The sequence below is a fragment of the Moorella humiferrea genome, from assembly GCF_039233145.1.
GTDB lineage: Bacteria > Bacillota > DSM-521 > Neomoorellales > Neomoorellaceae > Neomoorella > Neomoorella humiferrea.
Genome location: NZ_CP136419.1, coordinates 734,058 through 756,352, shown reverse-complemented (window position 1 = coordinate 756,352; position 22,295 = coordinate 734,058). Strand labels below are relative to the sequence as shown.

16 protein-coding genes and 1 pseudogene are annotated in these 22,295 nt (G+C 52.9%); 1 reads left to right on the top strand and 16 read right to left on the bottom strand.

The features are described from left to right. Window positions 1–62: 62 nt before the first annotated feature. From MHFGQ_RS03895 to MHFGQ_RS03825, 16 genes and pseudogenes are all read right to left on the bottom strand, one after another. Window positions 63–1,631 (bottom strand): S-layer homology domain-containing protein, encoded by a 1,569-nt coding sequence (locus tag MHFGQ_RS03895; RefSeq protein WP_106006014.1) that lies wholly within the window; start codon window positions 1,629–1,631, stop codon window positions 63–65. Window positions 1,632–1,653: 22 nt separating this feature from the next. Next, window positions 1,654–3,957, bottom strand: coding sequence for an S-layer homology domain-containing protein (locus MHFGQ_RS03890; RefSeq protein ID WP_106006015.1), 2,304 nt, complete (start codon window positions 3,955–3,957; stop codon window positions 1,654–1,656). Next, a complete protein-coding gene (locus MHFGQ_RS03885) occupies window positions 3,954–9,980 on the bottom strand; it encodes an IPT/TIG domain-containing protein (protein WP_106006016.1) in 6,027 nt (2,008 codons plus the stop codon). Before MHFGQ_RS03885 ends, MHFGQ_RS03890 begins: the two co-directional genes overlap by 4 nt. A gap of 19 nt (window positions 9,981–9,999) precedes the next feature. Then, a complete protein-coding gene (gene flgL, locus MHFGQ_RS03880; RefSeq protein WP_106006017.1) occupies window positions 10,000–10,926 on the bottom strand; it encodes a flagellar hook-associated protein FlgL in 927 nt (308 codons plus the stop codon). Between the two features lie 100 nt (window positions 10,927–11,026). Beyond that, window positions 11,027–12,679, bottom strand: a complete 1,653-nt coding sequence (locus MHFGQ_RS03875; protein ID WP_106006018.1) for a nucleoside kinase — start codon at window positions 12,677–12,679, stop codon at window positions 11,027–11,029. A 137-nt stretch (window positions 12,680–12,816) separates the two neighbouring features. After that, on the bottom strand, window positions 12,817–14,646 hold the full coding sequence (locus MHFGQ_RS03870) for an aldehyde ferredoxin oxidoreductase family protein (RefSeq protein WP_343105527.1): 1,830 nt from the start codon (window positions 14,644–14,646) through the stop codon (window positions 12,817–12,819). Beyond that, window positions 14,646–15,161, bottom strand: coding sequence for a 4Fe-4S dicluster domain-containing protein (locus tag MHFGQ_RS03865; protein ID WP_343105526.1), 516 nt, complete (start codon window positions 15,159–15,161; stop codon window positions 14,646–14,648). Before MHFGQ_RS03865 ends, MHFGQ_RS03870 begins: the two co-directional genes overlap by 1 nt. Window positions 15,162–15,176: 15 nt before the next feature. After that, window positions 15,177–15,500: an NAD-binding protein gene (locus MHFGQ_RS13950; protein ID WP_245907849.1), complete on the bottom strand. Its 324-nt coding sequence runs from the start codon at window positions 15,498–15,500 to the stop codon at window positions 15,177–15,179. Between the two features lie 117 nt (window positions 15,501–15,617). Next, a pseudogene (locus MHFGQ_RS13945) lies at window positions 15,618–15,704 on the bottom strand (NAD(P)-dependent oxidoreductase); the annotation flags it as partial. A gap of 80 nt (window positions 15,705–15,784) precedes the next feature. Beyond that, window positions 15,785–16,962 (bottom strand): IS3 family transposase gene (locus MHFGQ_RS03855; protein ID WP_106005281.1). Its coding sequence is split into 2 segments (ribosomal slippage): window positions 15,785–16,701 and window positions 16,701–16,962, totalling 1,179 coding nucleotides; the frame shifts between segments, so codons are not numbered across the junction. A gap of 24 nt (window positions 16,963–16,986) precedes the next feature. Beyond that, window positions 16,987–17,319, bottom strand: a complete 333-nt coding sequence (locus tag MHFGQ_RS03850; RefSeq protein ID WP_106005488.1) for an NAD(P)-binding domain-containing protein — start codon at window positions 17,317–17,319, stop codon at window positions 16,987–16,989. Between the two features lie 20 nt (window positions 17,320–17,339). Beyond that, complete coding sequence (locus tag MHFGQ_RS03845; RefSeq protein WP_106005489.1) at window positions 17,340–17,687, bottom strand: dimethylsulfonioproprionate lyase family protein; 348 nt, start codon at window positions 17,685–17,687, stop codon at window positions 17,340–17,342. A 15-nt stretch (window positions 17,688–17,702) separates the two neighbouring features. Then, entirely contained in the window at window positions 17,703–18,458 is a 756-nt protein-coding gene (locus MHFGQ_RS03840; RefSeq protein ID WP_106005490.1) for an ABC transporter ATP-binding protein, read from the bottom strand. A 21-nt stretch (window positions 18,459–18,479) separates the two neighbouring features. Further along, complete coding sequence (locus MHFGQ_RS03835) at window positions 18,480–19,235, bottom strand: ABC transporter ATP-binding protein (RefSeq protein WP_422879833.1); 756 nt, start codon at window positions 19,233–19,235, stop codon at window positions 18,480–18,482. Continuing rightward, window positions 19,232–20,023, bottom strand: a complete 792-nt coding sequence (locus tag MHFGQ_RS03830; protein WP_106005491.1) for an ABC transporter permease — start codon at window positions 20,021–20,023, stop codon at window positions 19,232–19,234. Before MHFGQ_RS03830 ends, MHFGQ_RS03835 begins: the two co-directional genes overlap by 4 nt. A gap of 3 nt (window positions 20,024–20,026) precedes the next feature. After that, entirely contained in the window at window positions 20,027–20,776 is a 750-nt protein-coding gene (locus MHFGQ_RS03825) for an ABC transporter permease (protein WP_211292897.1), read from the bottom strand. A 120-nt stretch (window positions 20,777–20,896) separates the two neighbouring features. Here MHFGQ_RS03825 and MHFGQ_RS03820 point away from each other — a divergent pair, with 120 nt between their 5' ends. Continuing rightward, window positions 20,897–22,144: an IS4 family transposase gene (locus tag MHFGQ_RS03820; protein ID WP_106005600.1), complete on the top strand. Its 1,248-nt coding sequence runs from the start codon at window positions 20,897–20,899 to the stop codon at window positions 22,142–22,144. Window positions 22,145–22,295 lie beyond the last annotated feature (151 nt).

Sequence of the window (22,295 nt, the reverse complement as noted above, 5' to 3'; positions counted from 1 at the left end):
TCACAAACCCGCCTTTCATAAGGCTTAATTGATTTAAGGATATATATCGCCGGAAGTAGACGCTAGTTAAACCCCAGCAACCGTTCCCGGTAGTCGGCGGTCATCTCTTCCTGGAGGTAACGGACGAACCGGTTGAGGAAAACCGCCGCTTCGGCCCTGCTCAACACTTCGTTGGGCTTTAAAAACCCGTATTCATCGCCCCGGGCCAGGCCGATCTTCTCTGCTACATAAATGGCCGGGCGGGCCCATGAGGGTATTTCCGCGTCGTCCATGAAGGAGGTAGTTACATAACCCGCCGGCCCCCTTCCCTCCAACCCCAGGGCCCGCACCAGGATGACCAGGGCTTCGGCGCGGGTCAAAGGCCTGGTAGGATTAAATAATCCGGGTCCCGTGCCCGTCATCACTCCGGCCTCATAAACGGCCCGATAGTATTTGTAGGCGGGATCGGTGACGGCAACATCGGTAAAGAGGGGCTTTTCCTGGGCCTGTGAGGTCTGGGGCGTCCTGCCGGCCAGGCCAGAAGTTCCAGCCAGGGAGCGAACGGCGGGAGGCCCTGCCGCCAACCGGGAACCTCCCGTATCTTCAACCGGCAAAGGCAGGTCGAGGACCGCCACCAGGGCCCGAGCAAATTGACCACGGTAGAAGGGCAGCGTGGGGTAGAAATAATCCCCAGTTTCTTCGAAGGCTCCCAGTCCGTACATCTGGCGGATATCGCCTTCGGCCCAGTGGCCGCGGACGTCGGCCAGTTGTGCCACCCACAAACGGTTTTTATCGGCCAGCCCCTGGAGTTCGCAGTCTCCTTCCCGCTTTATCAATTTTGTGCTTGCCAGCACGCCGTTATCAAGATCAGGAAAGCTGCCCTGATATTGCAGGGTTTCCGTGGTACGGCTGTTCTCGACGTAGCCCCCGGCAAAGCTGATGTTCTGCGGTTCGTTGGCCTGGTATTCCAGGTAACGGGTACGGTGGTAAGAAACGCCCTGGCTAAAGCTGCAGTTCCAGGAGGTGGCGACAAGGTTGGTTTTATCCAGGGCCACCTTGCCGCTGAAGGATACGGTACCTTCTTCCCGGGCGGTTTCGGTGCTGCCCCAGGCGTGGTTGTAGCCCACCGTATCGCCCCAGGTTTCAACAACAACGGTAGCTTGGCCGTTGTTTAAGCTATAGACCTTGCGCGCCGACCAGTTCCCGCTTTTATAATCCACAGCCGGCTGGTGATCGATGAGGTCGGAACGAGAAAATTGAAAATCCTGCAGGGCATACCGGTTCTTCCCAACCGTGATCGTCTCGCTGAAGCGGTCCACCGTGGTGGTATTTACCTCCTGGCGACCGTTTTTCTCTACGGAGGTGACGAAGCTCACGGTACGGGTCAATGTAATGCCTTTATCTGTATTCCCCAACCGGTAGGTCACCCTGCCGGTTATGCGCCCATCCCTGGCCTGGCCGAAGCTCTCCTGGATCGTGCCCCGGAGGATTACCGGCTCGCCGGTTATATAGAGGACCTCGGCGTAATCCTTTTCATTCTTTATACCGCCGTGGAAACGGTAGTAATCGAGGGCTGCGGCCGAGGTGGCAGGTATAAAAACCATGGATAAAAACGTCGCCAGGAAAACCAGGGCCCCCCATCTAGCGCTCACTTGTACCACCTCAACCTTAATGTTAATCGGCAACCATTAATACCAGGGCCTGCCTGCCGTCATGAACGACGTATAAGACGTCGCCGGGTACCAGTTCTTCCGGCGCCCCTATTTTTCTTCCTTTCAGCACCAGAGCCCTTCGGGCGTCTAACTCTAAATCTTCATCCCGGTCCTGCCAGCGCCCATAGCCTGTACTCCAGTCGCGTACGGCCGTCAAAGTAACCGTTCCATCATCGCGGTCGATTCCCTTAAGGCGGCCGAGGCTGGTCATGGTAGGACCCACCGCATCGTCCGGCAGGACCAAGAGGCCGTGGGCTGTATTCCCCCGGGCCAGGACATAGGCATAATCGCCTTCATAATCGCCGGTAAAACGTCCGGCGGTAAAGTCGTCCCTGCTCATCTCTCCGCCTTGTCCCATGATGACCGGCTCCCAATCCAGGTTGAAATCCTTATCATCCTCCGTCTCCTCCCAGTCGAAAGGCCGTCCGGACCCATATCCCATAACCTCAACGTCGTACAGGGTAAACCCTTCTTTTTTTACCTCTTCAATCTCTCCCCGGTACAGGCGCCACGACGCAGGCAGCACGTCGGTACCGTAAACCATGAGGGCCTGGCCGGTGCCGGGACCCGCCGCCACCATGAATACATAGTCGCCTGCTTTGAAATCCGCCGCCGCAACTTTTTGGCCGTTTTTAATAAATATGGTATCATTTGTTAAGAGCAACGGCTTATCTTCGCCTTCTAAAAACATCTCGCCGCTGCCCAGGTAGAGGTCTTCGAGGGTTCCTTCATAAAGACGCATGGAAGCCCCCGCCTTTGTCACTGCCGTAGCGGTATCGCTGCCGGTACCATCCTCCAGGACGGTCAAGACTTCCCCGTTGAAACCGCCCGCCGCCACCCCAAGGCTGCCGCCCGACCCGAACAGGGAAGCAACCGCATCCCGGGAAAGTTTCAGGGTCTTTAAGGAATCCCCCGGTAGCCAGGTGCCGTAGAAAAACTCGCCTGTATCGCGGAGGACGATCTTGCCGTCCAAAGGATTCACCCGGTCGACCTTCCCCCGCAGGACCCTTCCCAGGCGGTTGGTGTCGTTACCCACCTGGACCGTCAGGGCCCGCCCCCTGCCGTCCATCTGGACTTTGACCTGGTCGCCGGTTTTTAAATCATCAGGCAGGAGAATATGGCCGGAACGGATGATGGTCGTCGTCCCTGTGATGGCGACGCTTCTTTCGTTCCCGGCACCGTCGACGACGACTAGCTTGTCATCGTTTATTTCCCGCAGGTATCCGTTTACCATACGGATATCGCCCTGATTGTAGGCCGGGGTGGCGGTGGGTCCGTTAATGGCGCTGGCGGCGCTGCCGCCTATATTAAAAGCCCCCGGGGAAGCTTCGGCGTACAAAACCTTTTCCCCCTGGAGGAAGAGCTTTACCGTATCCCCCACATTCAACCCGCGGCCCAGGGTAAGGGCCCCGTTTTTATATAGAAGGAAATCTACAAGGGATTCCCCATTTGCCCCCAGTTCAATCTGCAGGCCCACGACGGGTCCGCCAAAGGTCGCCACCCGCAGGGTTACAATCCTCCCGCCCCCATCCGTCCAGGTTTCCACCCGGTCCACTACCTGGCCTTCCAGACGAGAGGCGCCCCGCAGGGAAGCCAGGCGGCCGTCGAGGCGGTCGAGGAGGGCCGCCATTTCCGCCCTGGTCATCGCCTGCCGGGGAGCGAAGATGCCTGCCTGCACTCCGGCCATGAGGCTCTCCTGGAGCACGGCCTCCACCATGGGTGCTAGTTCGCCATCCACCTCGCCGCTGTCCTGAAAGGACGCCAGGGCGGGCAAGAAAGCGGTGCCCGCCGGGGCAAGGCCTAAAGCCCTGCCCACCCAGGCCGCCACTTCCTGCCGGGCGGCCGGAGCCTGCCAGTCGGCTAAAGTGTAGGCCTTTTCTTTCGTCGTTAAAAATTTCTGGGCGGCTGCCGGTAAGTAGCTAGCCCCCTGCCTGTTCTGGCCGGTGCCTGTAGTTGAAGCCTCCCAGCCCGCGGCCCGCCCCAAAAGGTTCAGGGCCTCGATGCGGGTCACCGGCGCTTCGGGATCGAAGCGGCCGTCGCCGCGGCCGCTTATAATACCCTGGCCCGCCAGGCGCATTACGGGCACGCGGGCCCAGTGGCCTTCCATATCGGCAAACTGCACCGCCATAAGGCGTCCTTCAGCCCCCGCCTGCCCGCCCAGGGTCTGACTGTTTAACGGTTGCCCTGTTGTCTCCCCGCAGAAGACAGTGGCGAGAAGAAGAGTGAGCCAAGTAAAAAGGAGCGTCATTCTGGGCCAAGCCATCATTTACCCCCCAAATCGATCAGGGCGTATTTGCCGGCTAAGAGGATACGTGCCGCCCGCGGCGTATAGGCGCTCGTCACGGGCTGCCAAGCGGCGCTAAAGGCCGTGCTGGCATATATAGCGGGACTGAGGACGCCGGGGGTATTGAAGATGAGCAGGCCGCCGCCGGGGAAATAGTTCAAGGAATAAAGCCGGGCGCCCATTCTTCCCTGCATTTGGACGCCCCATACCCGGGACGCCACCCGACCTCCGGCCGGCAGGCCCTTTAAAAGGGCTTCCGCCTCGCCCTGTCCCCGGTCCTCAACGACTATTTCCACCCAGGCATCATCTTGAGCGGCACCACCCAGGGTGCTGCGGTAGACCTCTCTTAAAGCCGCGGCCGGAACCGTCAGGTTGATTTCACCCATGCCGATGCTAAGGCTGCCCTTGGCCGCGGTGGCCGCAGCCGCCGCCACCCTGACTACGTATCTGGGGCGGGAGCCGCCGTAAGTGGAAAGGTCCACGCGGTAATCCCCGGCCAAAAGGGCCGCCTCTTTTATGACCGCCTCAACACCGTCGCGTCCGCTTGTGATTTTTAAGTCCTCATAATAGCCGCCGCTTTCTTCATCGGTACTTTCTGCCGTCGCAGCATAGTCATCTTCGCTGAATTCCGAGTAGCCGAACTCGTTAACCGCCCTAACGCGGAAGTATAACTCCCTTTCTCCGGGCAGGTCATCGCTGTAAAAGGTCGTATCCTTTGTGCGGGCAAAAAACCTGTAGGGCCCGCCGGGGGATTCCGCCGCCCAGATCTCGTAGTAATTGGCGAACTCCGCCGCGTCCCAGGTTAATTCAAGACCCTGGCCGTCGTTTATGGACCAGGCCCTAAAGCCCGTGGGCGTCGCCGGCACCCCCCGGGGTTTGAGGTAGTGAAAGCCGTTCGCCAGAGCGCCCCAACCGCCGTCGGGGTTTACCACCCGGACCTCCTGCCAGCCGATGCTGCCGGGAGGGGTTGTGGCGGTAATCAAAGAGTCGTTAACCCATTTTACATCCGGTGCCAAAACGCCGCCGATGCTGACCATGGCCCCTTTGGCAAACTTTTGGCCGCTGATCTGGATGGCCGTGCCGCCGGTGGCCGGGCCCTCGTTGGGTGTCACGGCGGTAACTACCGGGGCCTCCACATAATAGAAGGTAAAGCCTTTGGGCAGGGTGAAGGTGCCTTCATCGGGATTGACCACCGTCACGTCGGCCGGGCCGACGCTGCCCGCCGGAGTCACCGCCGTGATGGTTTTATAATCCACCCGCACCACGTTTAGAGCCGGCGCCCCGCCGATGTAGAGCTTTACCCCCTGGCGGAAGTCTAGGCCGGTAACGGTGATGGCCGTGCCGCCAACATGGGGACCGCGGGCCGGTTCCACTTTATTAATCACGGGCTGGCTCTCCGGGGTTTTATAGGTATAGGCCGCCGCCAGGGTGCAGGTACCGCCGTCGTAATTTGTCACGGTAACGTCCTTGGGTCCTTCGCTGTGGGGCGGCATCTTCACCCGCAGCGTCCGCCCGTCGATTAGCTTTACTTCCAGAACCGGTTGGCCGCCGATGAACACCTGGGGGCCCTCGCGGAAGTCCTCACCGGTGATGGTGACCCAGTTGCCACCCAGGGTGCTGCCACTGGACGGTTCAATCCCGGTGATGACCGGCCGGCTGTCGGGCACCACATAGGTAAAGGCCTTTTCCTTTACGGCTTCCGCGCCGTCGCCGTTGACCACCTTAACATCCACTGCCCCAAGACGTCCCTGGGGCGCGGCCGGAAGGGTCACCTCGATCATGGTGCCGTTCTCCACCACCGTAGCGCTTGCGGCCGCTGCCGTACCGAAATAGACCTGCACAGGTGCCAAGAAGTCGGCGCCGCGGATGACCACCTTGATGCCGCCTTCCTGGGGCCCGCGCTCCGGCGCCACGGCGTCGATGCGGGGCACCGTGCCCTGATAGGTAAAGGCCCGGCGCAGGGTATAAGAGCCAGCGTCGGGGTTGACCACCGTCACGTCGACCGTCCCTGCTACGTGGGGCGGGGTGACGGCCGTAACGGTCTTGTAATCGACCCGGACCACTTCTAAAGCTTCCGTGCCGCCGAAGTAGACTTTGACACCCTCACGGAAATCCTCGCCGCCGATGGTCACCCTAGTGCCGCCCAGGACGCTGCCCGCACCGGGGTCTATGCTCTTTACTACCGGCTCGCTGCCCGGCACAAGGTAGGTAAAGGCTCGATAGGCCGTAGCCACGCCGCCGTCCTTGTTGACCACCGTCACGTCCACCGTACCGGCGTCGTGGGCCGGCGTTACCACCTCGATGGCCCCTGGATCGATTTTGTTGACGACGGCCTCCTTACCGCCGAAATAGACTTTAAGTTCTTCGCGGAAATCGCTGCCGGTAATGGTCACGGGCGTACCGCCCTTTACTGTACCGCGGTCCGGACTGACGCCGGTAATAACCGGGCGGCTGTCGGGCAGCTTATAGGTGAAGCCTCCCTTCAGGATGGCGCTGCCGCCGTCGGGATTGACGACAATCACGTCCACCGGCCCGGCGATGTAGTTTTCACCAACCTTCGGTCCTTCCGGGGTATGTACGTAAATGATGGTTCCCCCTGCGGTCACTAGGGGAACGACGCTCTGCACCCCCTGCTCTTTTGGCACAATCTGGCCCGCGGCGTCGACGTAAAGGAAGGCCTCGTTGTTGCCGATAAATACCCGCACCCCGGGCCAGAAGTAGGCGCCGCTGATGGTCAGAAGGGTCCCGCCCCCGGCCGGGCCCATGGATGGGAAAACGCCGGTGATCTTGGGTGCGGTCAGGGGCTGGCGGTACTCGTATGCGTCTTCTTTTATAAAAACGCCCGTGTCGTAGACGTTTACCACCGTGATGTCGTACAGGCCCGCTTCATTCGTCGGGGCACTCACCCGGATAAAGTTGGGGGTCACCTCCAGTACACGGGCCTCTTCCCAGCCGAAGTAGACCTTCACATCGGGCTGGAAGCCGTCGCCGCTCAAAAGGACTTCATTGCCACCCTGGACGGGTCCGAAATTGGGTGTCACCTCGTCCACCCGCGGGGAGGTCAGGGGCTGGTAATATGTAAAGATGTCGTGGGCGATAAAGCTACCGCCGTCAGAGGTTAAAACGGCATCGCTGTTTACCACCGCGATGTCTACCCTGGCGCCGTTTTGAAATGCGACGCTTTCCGACCACGCCGGCAGGCGGACTCTGGCCGTCTGCGTGTCAATCACCTGGACGTCGGAGGCCGGCACCTGCCAGACCATGCTGCCGCCGACGTTACCGTAGACCACTTCCGTTATGCTGCCAAAGTAAACCTGCATGCCCGGATAAAAGTCCGCGCCCTGGAGGGTGACGATGGTGCCGCCGGCAACGCTTCCCCGGGATGGGGTGACGTTTTTTACCACCGGGTGGCTGACGTAGGTGAACCCTGCCGCCAGGGCCGCCGTACCGCCGTCGGGATTTGTGACCACGATGTCCTGCCGGCCCGGCTGCCCGGCAGGCGTTACGGCGCGGATTTCCGCCGGGCTCACCACTTCTACCCCGGTAGCCATCCTGCCGCCGATAGTGACACTGGCTTTAGATTGGAACCTGTCGCCGTAAATAGTTATGGGCGTGCCGCCGGTGGTTGGTCCCGTGGCCGGATACACCCCGGCGATTTCTGGCTTGCTGGACGGTACGTAATAGGTAAAAGCCCCGGGGAGGGTAACGCTGCCGAAATGGTTACGTACCACTACGTCTTTGGTGCCGGCGGTAAATCTGGGCGTTAAAGCCGTGATGGTGGCACCATCATCGCTCACGACTACACCCGTAGCTGGCAGGTACCCTTCTTCCGCGGTGCCCAGTTCTACTACGAGGTAAACCATGCCGGTTTCGTCCCTGTCCTGGTTGAAATTGGCGCCGGTAATGGTAATCATGGTCTCCCTATCAACCGGGCCTTTATCGGGGGTCACGCTGACGATGGTCATGGTGCTGGACACATAGGTAAAGGCGTTGGGCAAAACGGCCGTGGCCAGGTCGGGGTTGATGACCGTAACGTCGTAAAGTCCGGTACTGGTCGCTTTGGGCGTAACGGCGGTGATCTCCGTAGAGCTAACTACCTGAACGCCGCTTGCCGGCAGGCTGCCGATGTAGACCTGGACCGTCTCCCCAGCCTGGGGCGCCCGGAAGTCGCTGCCGTAAATGTGGATAAGTGTCCCGCCTGATAATGGTCCGCCCGCCGGATCGATGGCCGTGATTTGCGGTTTGCTCTGGGGCACGACATAGGTAAAGCCGCCGGGAAGTAGGGCCTTTTCCGTTATTAAAATGCCATCCTGCCAGCGTTTAATCAATAAAACAACATCCTGGGTGCCGTATCCGGCGGGAGTGACGCCCCGGTACGCTTTGCTCGCCGCGTCCCATGTAAGGTTTTTCACCGGATTGCCGCCGATGGTGAGCTCTATATCTGCCACGGAAGGATCCGCCGGGTCGAGGAAGTTGGCGCCGTTAACCACCACCGGAGTACCGCCTTCCATGGACCCCCGGTTGGGGGTGATACCGGTGATTAAAAGGACACGCTCCGGCGCTAGATAGGTAAAACCGTAAGGGTATGTAGCCTTACCGCCGTCGGGGTTTTCCACCGTCACGTCCACGGGCCCGGTCACGGTGCTGGGCGGGGCGACGACTAACAGCTCGGTCGTGCTCTTGACCGTCACCTGGGCGGCGTAGACGCTGCCGAATTTCACCTTTAGCGGCACGTCGACACCGGAACGAAAATCGCTCCCCGTGATGGTCACTTCCGTACCCCCGTCTTTACTGCCGGCGTTGGGGGTGATGGCGGTAATGACGGGGCTGCTCTTTTCGGTAATATAGGTAAAACCCTTAAGCACCGTATAAGATTTTTCGGGATTGCTGGTATCGTAAACAGTCACGGCCACCGTGCCGGGGGCGTTTTCCGGGGTGATAACCTTGATATAGCCCGCGCCCACCTCTTGGACAACGGCCGCCCTGCCGCCGAAGGTGACCCCGATCTGCCCAGCGGGCGGGAAGTTGCTGCCCGTTATGGTCACTTCCGTGCCCCCCTGGGGGCTGCCGTAATTGGGCGTCACGGCATCGATGACAGGGGTGGCGATGAATTCAAATTTCGTCGCGCTGGTAACTGGGCTGGTCTGGCCGTCGGGGTTGGTGATGGTCACGTCCTGCAGGCCCACAGAACCGCGCGGGGTAATAACCACCAGGGAAGTGATGTCGTTGGCCTGCTTGATTGTTGCCGGCACCCCGCCAAAGCGCACGACGCCGGAGGGGCTCAGCTCCTTACCGGAAATCGTGACTTCCGTGCCCCCCAGCCAGGTGCCGCTGGCGGGAGAAACAGCGGTTATCTCCGGCTGGCTCAAACGGTAAGTGAAGGTATTGGCATCCGTCGCCGGAAGAATCCCCGTGCCCCCGTCGGGGTTGACCACCTTCACCGCTACTTTGCCCACCGTACCCGGCGGCGTCAGGGCGGTAATGGTCTGGCCGTCGGCGGAGACGGTGACTTGCGTGGCCGGGTTGCTGCCGATGTAGAGAATAAGATTGTTCTGAAAGCCACTGCCTTTGACGGTTATCCACTGGCCGCCGGTGGTGCTGCCGGTACGCCCTTCTTCCCCGGTGATGACTTCCGTGACCACCGGGTCGTAAAGAAAGGCAGCCACCTTCATGTACTGCTGGCCGTCGGGGTTGACCACTTTGACGTCCACTTTACCCGACGTCGCCCGCGGCGGCGTCTTGACCAGCAATTTACTAGAGCTGCTGAAGGTTACTTCTAAAGCCGGTTCGTCGTCAAAATAGACTTGGGCCCCTGGGGCAAAGTAGGAGCCGTTGACGGTCACCCACGTCCCGCCGGTCATCGGCCCGTTCGCCGGGGTAATGCTGGTTATCAGCGGCGCTGCGGCCGCCGCCGCATTATTCCCCCAGGAAAAAAAGACGGCTACCGCCGCCAGTAGCACAACAAACAGAGGCTTTATTTTTACGCGCAATAGTTTGACGCCCAACCCGGCTCCCCTCCCCGAATCAGCGCAGGTAGTCGATGAGGCTCGGCTGCAGGACCATGGCCCCGGTAGCCAGGGAAGCCAGGTAGACGTTCTCCCGGTTTTTGTAGTTCATTACCGTTTCGGCCAGGTCCACGTCTTCCAGCTTGGACATGGTGGTGGTAAGGCCGATCTGGGTGTCGTTAAGGCGGGACATGGCCATCTCCATGCGGTTGCTCTTGGCGCCCAAGGCGGCGCGGATGTTTAACAAGTGGTCGATGGCCTGGTCGAATTTACCGAGGCTGGCCTCCACCTGGCCGTAATCGCCGCTTTTCAACGCCCCGCTCAAATCGCTTAAAAGTTTAAAGAGGGAAAGGTTTCCGCCGGACCCGTCGTCTACCGCCTCCACAAAAACTTTGCGCCCGTTCTCGTTGACGGGTAGCACCACCCCCGGAGCGATCTCCCAATTAAGACTCCCCGTATCGCCTTGATACGCCACTGGATACTGCAGGTTGTTAGTGTCGCTAATTTTATTGAAAGGAACCTTCGTGGTGACGGTGCCGCCAAACAAGTAACGGCCACCGTAAGAAGTGTTAGCGACCTGCACCATCTCGTCGAGGAGCTGTTCGACCTCCTCGCCCAGGGCCTGCATAGACTCCTCTGGCATGGTGCCGTTGGCTCCGTAGACCGCCAATTCCCTAGCCCGCTGGAGCACATCGGTGGCCATGCCCAGGGCGCTTTCCGAGGCGTCGATCCAGCCCTTGGCGTCTTCCATGTTCTTTTTATACTGGTCATTGGCGGCAATGGAGGTTTTAAAGGCGAGGACCCGGGCCACGACGATGGGGTCGTCGGAAGGGCGGTTGACCCTCTTGCCGGTGGACATCTGCTCTTGCACTCGATACATGTATTCCAGGTTGCGGTTGATGTTGTTAACGACGTTTTGGCCGAGCATGCGGTTGGTGATGCGCACCTAATTCACCCCATAAAATATCCTCATCCCAATATATCGGCACCAAGGGGGTGAACTTTACCGGCCGTGCAATGAACCGTTACGCACAAAGCCCCTTACGTTACTCAAAACAGCTGCCGCCGATAAACTCCCTTATAATCGAGTTGTTGGGTATCGCATTTTCTTCGGCTTCCAGGAAATAACTTAAAAAAGTCAATAACCTTTTAGCCTCCAGATAGGCCGGGCTGCTCACGGGTATCTCCCTCAGGAGAGGTGCAGCATATTTCTTTAAAATACACATTTCATATACCAGGGCAGAATTAAACATAATGTCGGCTTCTTCCTGGTAAGGAAAAATATTTTTCTCTTCCCCTGCCCTGACCTGCGGCCAGGTAAGGATGGTCGTTGCGGCATCACGGCCCCGGTACAGGTAATCCCTAACAATTCTCCTCATCAGCCTGCTGTCAGTAGTGGGTATGCGGTTATGGTTATCTATATTTAACTGGGTCAGGGCACTGATGTAGATTTTATATTTGTTTTCGCGCGGCACGGATGAAGTCAAAATTTCATTTAGCCCGTGAATGCCTTCAATCACAAGTACGGAATCCTTTTCCATTTTATATTTCCTGCCGATCCATTCCCTCAATCCCGTGCGAAAATTAAACCGCGGTATTTCTACTTCTTCGCCATTTAAAAGGGCCGCAAGGTGCTGGTTAAAGAGCTCCAGGTCCAGCGCCCTGATAGACTCAAAATCGTAATTCCCACTTTCATCTTTTGGCGTATGTTCCCTGTCGACAAAGTAATCGTCCAAAGACAGCGGGTAAGGTTTTAATCCTAAAACTCTTAGCTGTATTGACAACCTCCTGGCAAAAGTAGTCTTACCTGAAGAAGACGGGCCGGCAATAAGCACAATTTTTATTTTATCTTTGCCCGCGTATATCATGTCGGCGATATTGGCAATCTTTTTTTCATGCAGGCCTTCATTTACCAGGATTATTTCATTGATTTCTCCCGACACAACTTTATCGTTCAACGCTCCAACATCGCCAACGTCCAGGATGTTAGCCCATTCCTCGGCCTCTTTAAAAATCCTGGCGAGCTTGGGGAGGTCATGAAAGGGTGGTATGTGAAAAGGGTCTCCGGCCTGGGGATACATCAAAATAAAGCCGGGGTCATAATAAAGCAGGTCGAATACTTTTAAATAACCCATGGACGGCACCATAGGCCCGTAAAAATAATCATATAAATCGCCGCATCGATAAAGATTGATGCGGGGAAGATTTATATACTTTAATAACCTGAGCTTATCGGTCATGCCCTGCAAAGTAAATATCCTTACAGCCTCTTCCTTTTTTACTTCTATCCTTTCTATTTTTTCATCGGCCGTAACTATTTGCTGCATTCTTTCTTTAATCACAGCAATATCCCGTTCATTTATCTTTCTGGTGTAATGAATCTCACCGTAAATACCCTTACCCAGAGAATGTTCAATTGTCACCCCGGCCTCGGGAAAAATATCTTTTACTGCTTTAATCAATAAAAAACTTAAACCCCTGAGATAAGCGGCAGCTCCCTGTGGGTCCTTTAGGGTTATGGGAACTAAAATTACATCATCGTGTAATCTTTCCGTTAGTTCTACTTCCTCACCCTTAACCAAAGCTAAAAGGGGTTCTCCCGGACCTTTTCCTGTAACCAGAATTTCTAAGATTGTTGTCCCCGCAACACATACTTTTTCTTTACCTTCGGGTAACCGAACCTTTATTTTTTTGACCATTTAGATTTGCTCCTTATTTTATCGTGCTAACCGTTTTAATATTTATTTTGACACTAAGAAAATATACCCTTCTCAACGAGTAAAAAAAGGAAGGCATCGCGCCTTCCCTGTTATATAAAATAAGGGAGGAATTGGGCTTATCTAACTTCCCGCCATAGTTCGGCCAAACCGAGTTCAGCCAGCCTATTTTCCGTCGGCCGGCCCTCATGGTCCCAGCCCATGAGGTCGTAGTATTCATCCAACATAGGATCTAACTCTACCAGGTGACCCTGACTGGGACCGGTGGGCATCTTTTCTTTGAGCATCCGCGATGGTAGATAGTCGTCCTTGCGGTCGAAACCTTCCCGCAGATTAAATAGGCGCTCAAGGTTGGTTATCTTTTCGCCAATTAACATGGCCCCCGCTTCGTCCAAAGCCAAACCCGTAACGGCGCAATACAAATCTATCTGTTCCTTCAATCCCAGGGCGAAACGCATGGAGGAACACAGGGAAAGGGAGTCGACAACCGCCATAAGAAACTGGGTTTCCCGCACCAGGGCGGCCTTGCCTTTGTATTCAAAGCGCTTACTACCGTCGCCGGCTGTCTCTGGCCCCATAGTGGGCGCGATCATATGGTGGGCTCCTTTAGGTGAAATGGCGTAACCCAAGCCCATGCCCTTGCAGCCCCGCGGTTCATAAGTGGCGAATTCCTGCCCCTTGACCTGCATGGCCAGCTCCGGTACGCCCAGCTTCTCCGCCGCCCGTTTCGCCCCTTCAGCAAAGAGGTCGCCGATACCCTCTCTGCGGGCGATCTTTTCCATTAAGGCTACCAAGGCTTCTCCGTTGCCAAAATTAAGCTCCAGCCCGTCGGTATCTTCTTTGGTAATTATTCCTTTTTCATAACACTCCATGGCCAGGGAGGCTACAGCCCCGGCGGACATGGTATCCAGACCGTAGATATCACAGATCTCCACTGCCTTCACCAGGGCCTCCAGGTCGGAGACGCCGCAGTTGGCTCCCAGGAGGCCGGTCGATTCAAACTCGGGCCCTTCAATCATGGTGCCGGCGTAGGGACCGCTTCTTATTAAACTTACTTTGCCGCAGGCGATGGGACAGGCATAACAGGACATACTGCCGACGAATATTTTTTCTTTCATATTTGCCGCATTTATATTATGTCCCTCTTCAAAATAGCCGGTACTGAAATTGCGGGTGCCCCAGTAGCCCAGGCCGTTTGTCCCGTCTACCATCTCCGGTGTGCCGTAATAACGCCGAGCCCTGGCTTTAAGATTTGCGGCCAGGATGCCGTAGACCTTTTCCGTCAGGGCTTCCAGGGCTTCCGGGTCGGCTACCTCAACGCTTCCTGTGCCGCGTACGGCTATGGCCTTTAAGTTTTTGGCACCCATCACGGCCCCGGCGCCGCCGCGGCCGAATTCCCGGTGGTAATCGCTCTGTATACATGCAAAGCGGCTTAGTTTTTCCCCGGCAGGGCCGATGCAGGCTACGCGGATGGCGTCGTCCTTTAATTCCGCCCGGATGGCGTCCTCGGTGGCATGGGTGAGTTTCCCCCATAGATGGGAGGCATCCTTTAAAGACACCCTGTCGTCGTCAATCCACAGGTAAACCGGGCGGTCGGCCCGACCTTCAATGATAATGCCGTCATAACCAGCAAACTTCACTTCCGGCGCCAGGTGACCGCCGCACAGGGAAAAGGAATAGGTCCCGGTCAGGGGCGAACGGAAGGTCACGGTAATCTTATTGGCCCCCGGCGCCAGGGTGCCTTCCACGGGTCCAGTGAGGAAAATCAGTTTGTTGTCGGGCCCCAAAGGGTCAGTATGGGCCTTGAGTTCTTTAAGTAACAGGTAAGCTCCTACGCCGCGGGCGCCGATATAACCGGCAAATACATCATCAGGCGTCGGCTCTTTGGTAATGCTGCCACTGGTCAAATTTACCCTTAAGATCTTTCCGGCCAGCCCTTTTAAGGCCATTACTGGCAACCCCCTTCCCCTGTAGCTTTTATACCGTCCTTTGTTTCTGCCGCCATGGTGGCGACAACCGTTTCCACATAGGCGGCCCTGTGGCCCCGATCGGCTAAGGCCAGGGACACGTATTCGATGGCTCCCTCGCGGCAATGGGCCACGCACTGCGGTTCACCGCCACAAAGATCGCATATGAGAACGATCCTTTTATCCTTATCGATGGCCACGGCGCCATAAGGGCAGGCGCGGACGCAGCGACGACAGCCGATGCATTTTTCTTCGTCCACTATAACGGCCCCTGTAGCAGAATCTTTTCTCAGGGCCCCCTCCCGGCAGGCGGCAATACACGGGCTTTTGGCGCACTGCATACAGGTAACCGGGATATTTAGATACTTGCTGTGCACCCTGTGGACCCGTATCCGGGATTTGGTGGGATTAACCTGTCCTTCATGCTTCCAGGAGCACCACTGCTCGCATATGCGGCATCCTACACAGCGTTCGGGATAAGTTACCAGGACGTTCATAAAACAACTCCCCTCTCATTTACAACCCAAAACCTTATAAACAGCAGCACAATCCTCTTCGCCTAAGCCTTCATCTTGAGCTTCTTTATATTTACTTAAAGCTCTGCTGCAAAATTCAACATCACATCCCCATTTCTCGGCCATTTCTACGCCCAAACGTACATCTTTTAATGCAAGATTTACGGCAAACCGCGGTGCAAAATCATTATTTAGAACCCATGGTCCACGTACCCGCAGCTGGAAAGAATCCGCTCCCGTATCTTTTAACAAATCTATGAGCTGAGCTAGATCAATGCCTGCCTTAACGCCTAAATGCAAACACTCGCTCAAAACTACCATATTTGTCATCCCAATAAGATTGCTTATTAGCTTAAAAGCTGTAGATTGCTCTACATCTCCTAAATAATATACCGGATTTCCTATTTTTTCTAATACCGGCAGCCATTTTTCAAAGATTTCCTTTTGGCCCCCTGCAAAAATAGGTTCAGTAGCTTGTTCGGCTTGGGCAGGCCCTTTACCAAGAGGGCACGCCAGGAAACTTATCCCTTTTTGATTTGCTTCATTTGCCAGCTCCCGGGCGGTAGTAGGATCAATGGACTTCCCCCGATAAATAGGACACCAACTTAAGCCACATTTCTCAGGTTCTCATAGTTTTTCTCGAATTCTTCCGGTGTCGCATACCCAAGGGAAGAATGTAACCTGAACCGGTTATAAAAAACCTCAATGTACTCAAAGATTTCCACTCTGGCTTCTGCCCGGGTTTTAAAACGGCGATGGTAGACGAGTTCCGTCTTCAATGTCTTGAAGAAACTTTCCATAGGGGAGTTGTCCCAGCAATCTCCCTTTCGGCTCATGGAACAGATAAAGCCATATTGCTGCAGCAATTGCTGATAATCATGGCTCGCATACTGGCTGCCGCGGTCGGAGTGGATTATTAGTCCCCGGCCCGGCCGGCGGTTGGTGACGGCATTGTTTAAGGCCTCAATCGCCAATTCCCGGGTTAGATATTTCTGCATTGAATAACCTGCAATCCTTCTGGAATAGAGGTCCATAACCGCCGCCAGGTACAGCCAGCCTTCTTCGGTAGGGATATACGTTATATCCGTTACCCATCTCTTATTAGGGCTACTGGCGGTAAACTCCCTGTTTAAGATGTTTTCGGCTACCGGCAGATTATGCCTGGAGTCGGTAGTCACCTTGAATTGGCGTTTTTGGATGGCCTGGATGCCCGCTTCGCGCATCAGCCGCTCTACCCTCTTTTTGCCGCAATGAATACCTTCCTTGCCGAGCTGTTTATGAATACGGGGACTGCCATAGGTTTTGCGGCTCTTGTTGTAGATATGCTCTGCTTTTTCTTTGATAATTTCATCCTGGATTTTACGCTGGCTTACGGGCTTTTTTAACCAGCGGTAATATCCTGTCCGGGACACCTTTAATACGCGGCACATCGTCTCGACACGGAAAGTTCCCGTGTGCTCCCGGATAAACCGATATTTCATCTCGGTGTTTTGGAGAAGATGGCCACTGCTTTTTTTAAGATGTCTCGTTCCTCCTGGACGATGGCCAGTTCTTTTTTCAGGCGGCGGTTTTCTTCTTCAAGTTCGGTGCCGCGCATCTGTTTCCCTAACCCGGGAAAAGCTCGTTCTCCATACTTTTCTTGTTCTCTGCGCCATCTGTTGAGCATGCTGCTGTTGATACCCAGGTCATAAGCAATCTGGCTGGCGGTTTTGTCGCTGGTGCGGCATAGCTCGACGGCATTGCGCTTGAACTCTTCGTCATATTTTCTTCTTTGCTCCCCCATGGACACAACGCCTCCTTACTCTGATTATACACTCTTAACTCTGTGTCCTACAAATCGGGGGAGGGTCACAATAGTACTTACATCAATAAGCGTAGAACCGACCTTCATAACATTATAAAGGCCATTTTCACCTAAAAGAAGGTTCTTAAGATCTTGAGGTAAAGGTAAACTGGTAAAAAGTGCATCTACATCACTTGCAGCTTCTGCAGCTGAATCTGCCTTTTTTCCGCCCACTTTTAGAGAAGCTTCTATAGCCGCAGGGTTAAGGTCGTAGAGCTTAACCTCATAGCCAGAGCGGATTAAATTGCGTGCTAATCCTCCTCCCATTTTACCTAATCCGATAAATCCGAATTTCATAGCATAACAACCCTCCATTTTTAAAATTTTATCGGCGGCGTAAATATAGCAAGAAATTCCAGCCCCTCTGAACCGCTTGTCGTTTGATGTTCCAACCCAGGTGGAATATAAACAACTACTCCTGGACTTAATGTAAATATGTTTTCTCCTACCTTTACAAAACCTGAACCGGTTAGACAGTAATAAACCTCTGTTTCAACGTCGTGAGTGTGTCGCGGACCAGTAGTTTCTGGCTGGTAACTGTATTTAGCTAAAGCAAGAGGCATGCCTGTGGTATTAAATCCATCCAAAAGAATGCGCACCTGACGTTTACCGCCATCCACCAAAACTGCCTCCACTTCTTGAGAAGCTATACGCTTACCCTCCATTTGTCTCCCCCTTTTTTACCACCACTTGATCATCTCTGTAACTTGTTCACGAATACGAACAAATTCTGGATCGGCAAAATTACGTGGCCTGGGTAAATCGACTTTTATTTCCGCCTTAATAGTTGTCGGTTTCGGCGTCAGAACAAGTATGCGCTCTGCGACATAAACGGCTTCTTCAATGTTATGTGTTACAAAAATCACAGTACTTTTAAGTTCTCTCCATATACGGATAACTTCATCTTCGAGGTAATAACGCAACTTAATATCAAGTTGGCCGTACGGCTCATCCATAAGTAATAAATCTGGATTCATAGCAAAGGCCCTGGCAATCACAACCCTCTGGTCCATACTGGCCGACAGCTGGCGGGGGTAATAATGGCGAAAATCTTTTAATCCCACTAATTCCAGCATTCGCTCTACTCTCTTTTTTATCTCTTCCTCAGGGAGTTTTTTCACCTCCAATCCAAAACGTATATTTTGTTCTACGGTTTTCCAGGGCATTGTAGAAGGTTCCTGAAAAACAAAAGCAAGATTATGTTTGCGCGGATTAGCCGGTTCACCATCAATAAGAATTTCTCCCGCAGTTGCTGGTATTAGTTTGCAAAGAACATTAAGAAATGTGGTTTTGCCACAACCTGTCGGTCCAACGATACATAGAAATTCTCCTTGATATACATTAAAAGAGATATCATTAAGCACTAACAGATCGTCAAAACGCTTTGTTAAATTTCGCACCTCTACTTTCGCCTTGCGCTGGTTGTTAGTAGTCATTATAAAATCCCTTCCTTTTGCTTAAAGAGCTAAATCTGTTTTGCCGGCAATCTCCTGTCGCAGTTCTAAAAATTTGGGATCAGTATATTGACGCGGCCGCGGCAGATCGATAATATACTCGGCTTTAACTGTTGCAGGACAACGGCTGAAAAGAACAATACGATCGCCTAAATAGACTGCTTCTTCAATATTATTAGTTACAAATATTACCGTTCGCCGTGCCTGTTCCCAGATACGCAAGACCTCATGTTCCATTTGGTACCTTGTTTGAGCATCTAAATGACCAAATGGTTCATCCATAAGCAATACTTCAGGATCATTGGCATATGCCCGGGCAATACCTACCCTCTGCTTCATACCACCTGATAATTGGTGGGGATAAGCTTTTTCAAAGCCAGCCAAGCCAACTAGTTTAATATAATAGGCAGCCTTTTCTTCCCTCTCCTTTTTAGGTATACCCCGAAGTTTGGGGCCCATGGCTACATTTTCCATTACCGTTTTCCATGGGAAAAGGGCTATTCGCTGAAAAACCATCCCCCGTTTCGGACTAGGCCCCTCAATAGGTTCCCCGTCTAGCAAAATTTCTCCAGAAGTAGGAGGTTCCAATCCGGCCATAATATTGAGAAATGTTGTTTTGCCACACTGTCCCGGTCCAAGGATTACCAAAAATTCATTTTCGGCAACAGTCAAATTAATATCCCGCAATACTTCCGTCATATTTCCATTTAAGTCTGTAAAAGATTTAAAAACATGCTTGCAACAAATTTTATCCTTTATACCGATATTTCGCGTTTCCACGGGCAAACCCACCTTTCAACATAACGTAAAACCACTGCGATTAAGGCACCTACAGCCCCGATAATCAACATACCAGTAATAATCATGGCCGGATTAAGCATATCCATCCCTCGCAAGATCAGATAACCGACCCCTTCCTGTGCGCCTACCATTTCAGCTGCTAAAACACACATCCAACTTAAGCTAAGACCGTTTTGCAGACCGGCAAAAATGGCTGGCAATGCAGAGGGAACCGCAACTTCAATAAATAACTGACGCTTATTGGCCCCCAATGTCCGAGCCGCATTTAAAAGCAATGGTTCGGTAAAACGTATCCCAGTATAAGCATTCATCACTGCTGGAACAAAAGCACCGATAAAACAAATGAAAACCTTTGGCGTCTCATCAATTCCAAACCAGAGAATGGCCAGGGGTATCCAGGCAATAGGCGGGATGGGCCGAAAAATCTCGAATATGGGTTTAACTATAGCTTCAATCTTCTTATTCCATCCCATAAAGAGGCCTAAGGGTATACCAATGACTACAGCTACAATAAAGGCAGTTAATACCCGACGCATACTAGCCCATATATGACCAAAGATGCTTGTTTTCCCAACAGGCTCTACAAGCATGGTCATAAATTGAGCTGCCACAGCCGTCGGGGCAGGTAATGATTTCCCAAAATAACCACTAATTGCAATTATTTGCCAAATAATTATAATTGCTGCCAAAGAAATAAATGGCAAAAATCGCGATGTTATATTACGTAAGGAAACTTTAGCAATCATCTTTTAGGACCTCCTCCAGGGAGCCAATTTGACTTCAAACCTTTCCAATACATAGGCCATAATTGCACCGGTAAAACCTATAGTTAGCATGCCAACAATTATAACGTCCGGCCTGGATAAAGTACGGCCCATTTGGATCATATATCCCAAACCTTCAGTGGCAGCTAACAATTCCGCCGCAACAAGAGTCATCCAGGCAGAGCTTAAAGAAAGGCGTAAGCCTGTGAAAACCATTGGTAAGGCTGAAGGTACACCTATTCTTAAAAAAGTCTCCCAGTTGGTAGCCCCAAAAGTACGCGCAACATTGATTAATACCGGTTCTGTCAATTTAATTCCCGCATAAGAGTTAATAACACTAGGAACAAAAGCTGATAGCCAGATAATAAATGCTTTTGCCGGCAACCCAATACCAAACCAGAGTATTGCTAAAGGGATCCAAGCAATAGGTGGTATGGGCCGAATAACTTCAAATATAGGTTTTACTATATCGTCTACTTTTTTATACCAGCCCATCAGCAGGCCAAGGGGAACCCCAATCACCACCGCAGAAATATAACCGGTTAAAGCCAATGTAAGGCTCGTCTTAAAATGTGTTCCTAAAGTAGCCCCATCCGGAGCACGGTTAGAAAGTTTTGACCAGAAAGTGGTAATAACTTCGGTTGGTGAAGCTAGTAAAGTTTTAGATATAATTTCAAAATGAACAACAGTATACCACAGCACTAGCGTTGCATAAAGAAAAAATAAACTTGTCAAGGGAAATAACGCCCAAAAAACAGCCAAATTCCTGAAATAACCTAGCCTTGCAAGAAAAAACTCCTTATACTAGAGATTGAGGGTAGTCCTTGCCCCAACCTCTAACATAAGGAGGCCCAAATGCAAGGTAAGGATACCACATTATCCACATTTCATCAACTGTTTGCTCCAGTTTCTAACGACTATTTTTGGCAGTTAACCGCCGGTATGGGGGTCGATAAGTACGCTAAGAAGCTAAATTCCCTTCAACTCATTAAACTAATAGCCTTCGCTCAGCTGGAACAACTTAATGGCTTGCGGGATATCAGCAATAGCTTCAATGACCCGCAATTTAGCCTGGCTATCAATTTAGAGAGTATCAGTTTCTCCCAGATAGCGCGCCGTTTAAGGGATTTATCGCCGCAATTCATCCGGCTATTATTCAGCCATCTCACCACCCGGATAGGCCGGGAAATCGGCTTTGAAAACTTAAGAAATACCGCAGGACGTATTTACCTCATCGATTCCACTATCATTAGTCTCTGTTTTACCCAGTACCTCTGGGCCGAGTTTCGTAGGACTAAAAGCGGGATAAAACTCCACCTGCGCTTAAAGTTCTGTGAAGAAGAGGTTCTACCTGATAAAGCAATTGTCACCCCGGCCCGGAAGGCAGATAAAACCCAGATGGATACCCTCGTAGTAGAGGAAGAAGAAGCCTTAAACGTCTTTGACCGCGGCTATGTCGATTACAAGAAGTTTGACAGATACTGTGAAGAAGGCGTCCGCTTTGCCAGCCGCTTAAAGGGTAATGCTCTGGTAGAAATAATCGCCGAGTTGCCGGTAAACCCTGACAGCAAGGTTAAAAAGGAACAGCTTGTTTACCTTGGCAAAGATGGAGTTACCAAAATGAAGCACCCTTTACGGCTGATAACAACCGAAGATACCCAAGGGCAACCGGTAATTATAGTCACCAATGATTTCGAGTTACCGGCGGAAGAATTAAGCGAGATTTATCGTAAGCGCTGGCAGATAGAACTCTTCTTCAAATGGATGAAACAACACCTGCAGGTGAAACATTTTTATGGTAAAAGCGAACAGGCTGTAGAAAACCAGCTCTTCATAGCGCTAATAACCTACTGCCTGATGGTTATGCTGCAATTAAAGGCCGGCTATCAAGGACCATTGCTCACTATTAAACGTTTAATCCGCACCTGTCTATATGAGCCCTTTACCTTCTTCGTCCAAAGCCTGCACCGTAAACCCAAACGAAGGTCTTATGGGCGGCACAAGATAGACTATGAAGGCATCTATCAGGATTTAGTAAAGCAAGTTTTAGCTGGCGAAGCTGATTATTTAAACGACGTAACTTATGACCCCTTAGTTCTTTAAGCAACTTTATATGGCAATATGTGGATAAGGACTACCCCTGATAACCTAAGTCCTTTGGCCAGTGAAGGAAGAAAATGCATGGTTGTATACACCATTAATGTTATTATATAACATATTCTGCCTTCCATATATTGCCTTGCACTGTGCTAAA

Bases quoted from the DNA above. Each gene is read 5' to 3' on its own strand.
- MHFGQ_RS03890 (WP_106006015.1), bottom strand. From the start codon at position 3,957: ATGATGGCTTGGCCCAGAATGACGCTCCTTTTTACTTGGCTCACTCTT.
- MHFGQ_RS03875 (WP_106006018.1), bottom strand. From the start codon at position 12,679: ATGGTCAAAAAAATAAAGGTTCGGTTACCCGAAGGTAAAGAAAAAGTA.
- MHFGQ_RS03870 (WP_343105527.1), bottom strand. From the start codon at position 14,646: ATGGCCTTAAAAGGGCTGGCCGGAAAGATCTTAAGGGTAAATTTGACC.
- MHFGQ_RS03865 (WP_343105526.1), bottom strand. From the start codon at position 15,161: ATGAACGTCCTGGTAACTTATCCCGAACGCTGTGTAGGATGCCGCATA.
- MHFGQ_RS13950 (WP_245907849.1), bottom strand. From the start codon at position 15,500: ATGGTAGTTTTGAGCGAGTGTTTGCATTTAGGCGTTAAGGCAGGCATT.
- MHFGQ_RS03850 (WP_106005488.1), bottom strand. From the start codon at position 17,319: ATGAAATTCGGATTTATCGGATTAGGTAAAATGGGAGGAGGATTAGCA.
- MHFGQ_RS03845 (WP_106005489.1), bottom strand. From the start codon at position 17,687: ATGGAGGGTAAGCGTATAGCTTCTCAAGAAGTGGAGGCAGTTTTGGTG.
- MHFGQ_RS03840 (WP_106005490.1), bottom strand. From the start codon at position 18,458: ATGACTACTAACAACCAGCGCAAGGCGAAAGTAGAGGTGCGAAATTTA.
- MHFGQ_RS03830 (WP_106005491.1), bottom strand. From the start codon at position 20,023: ATGATTGCTAAAGTTTCCTTACGTAATATAACATCGCGATTTTTGCCA.
- MHFGQ_RS03820 (WP_106005600.1), top strand. From the start codon at position 20,897: ATGCAAGGTAAGGATACCACATTATCCACATTTCATCAACTGTTTGCT.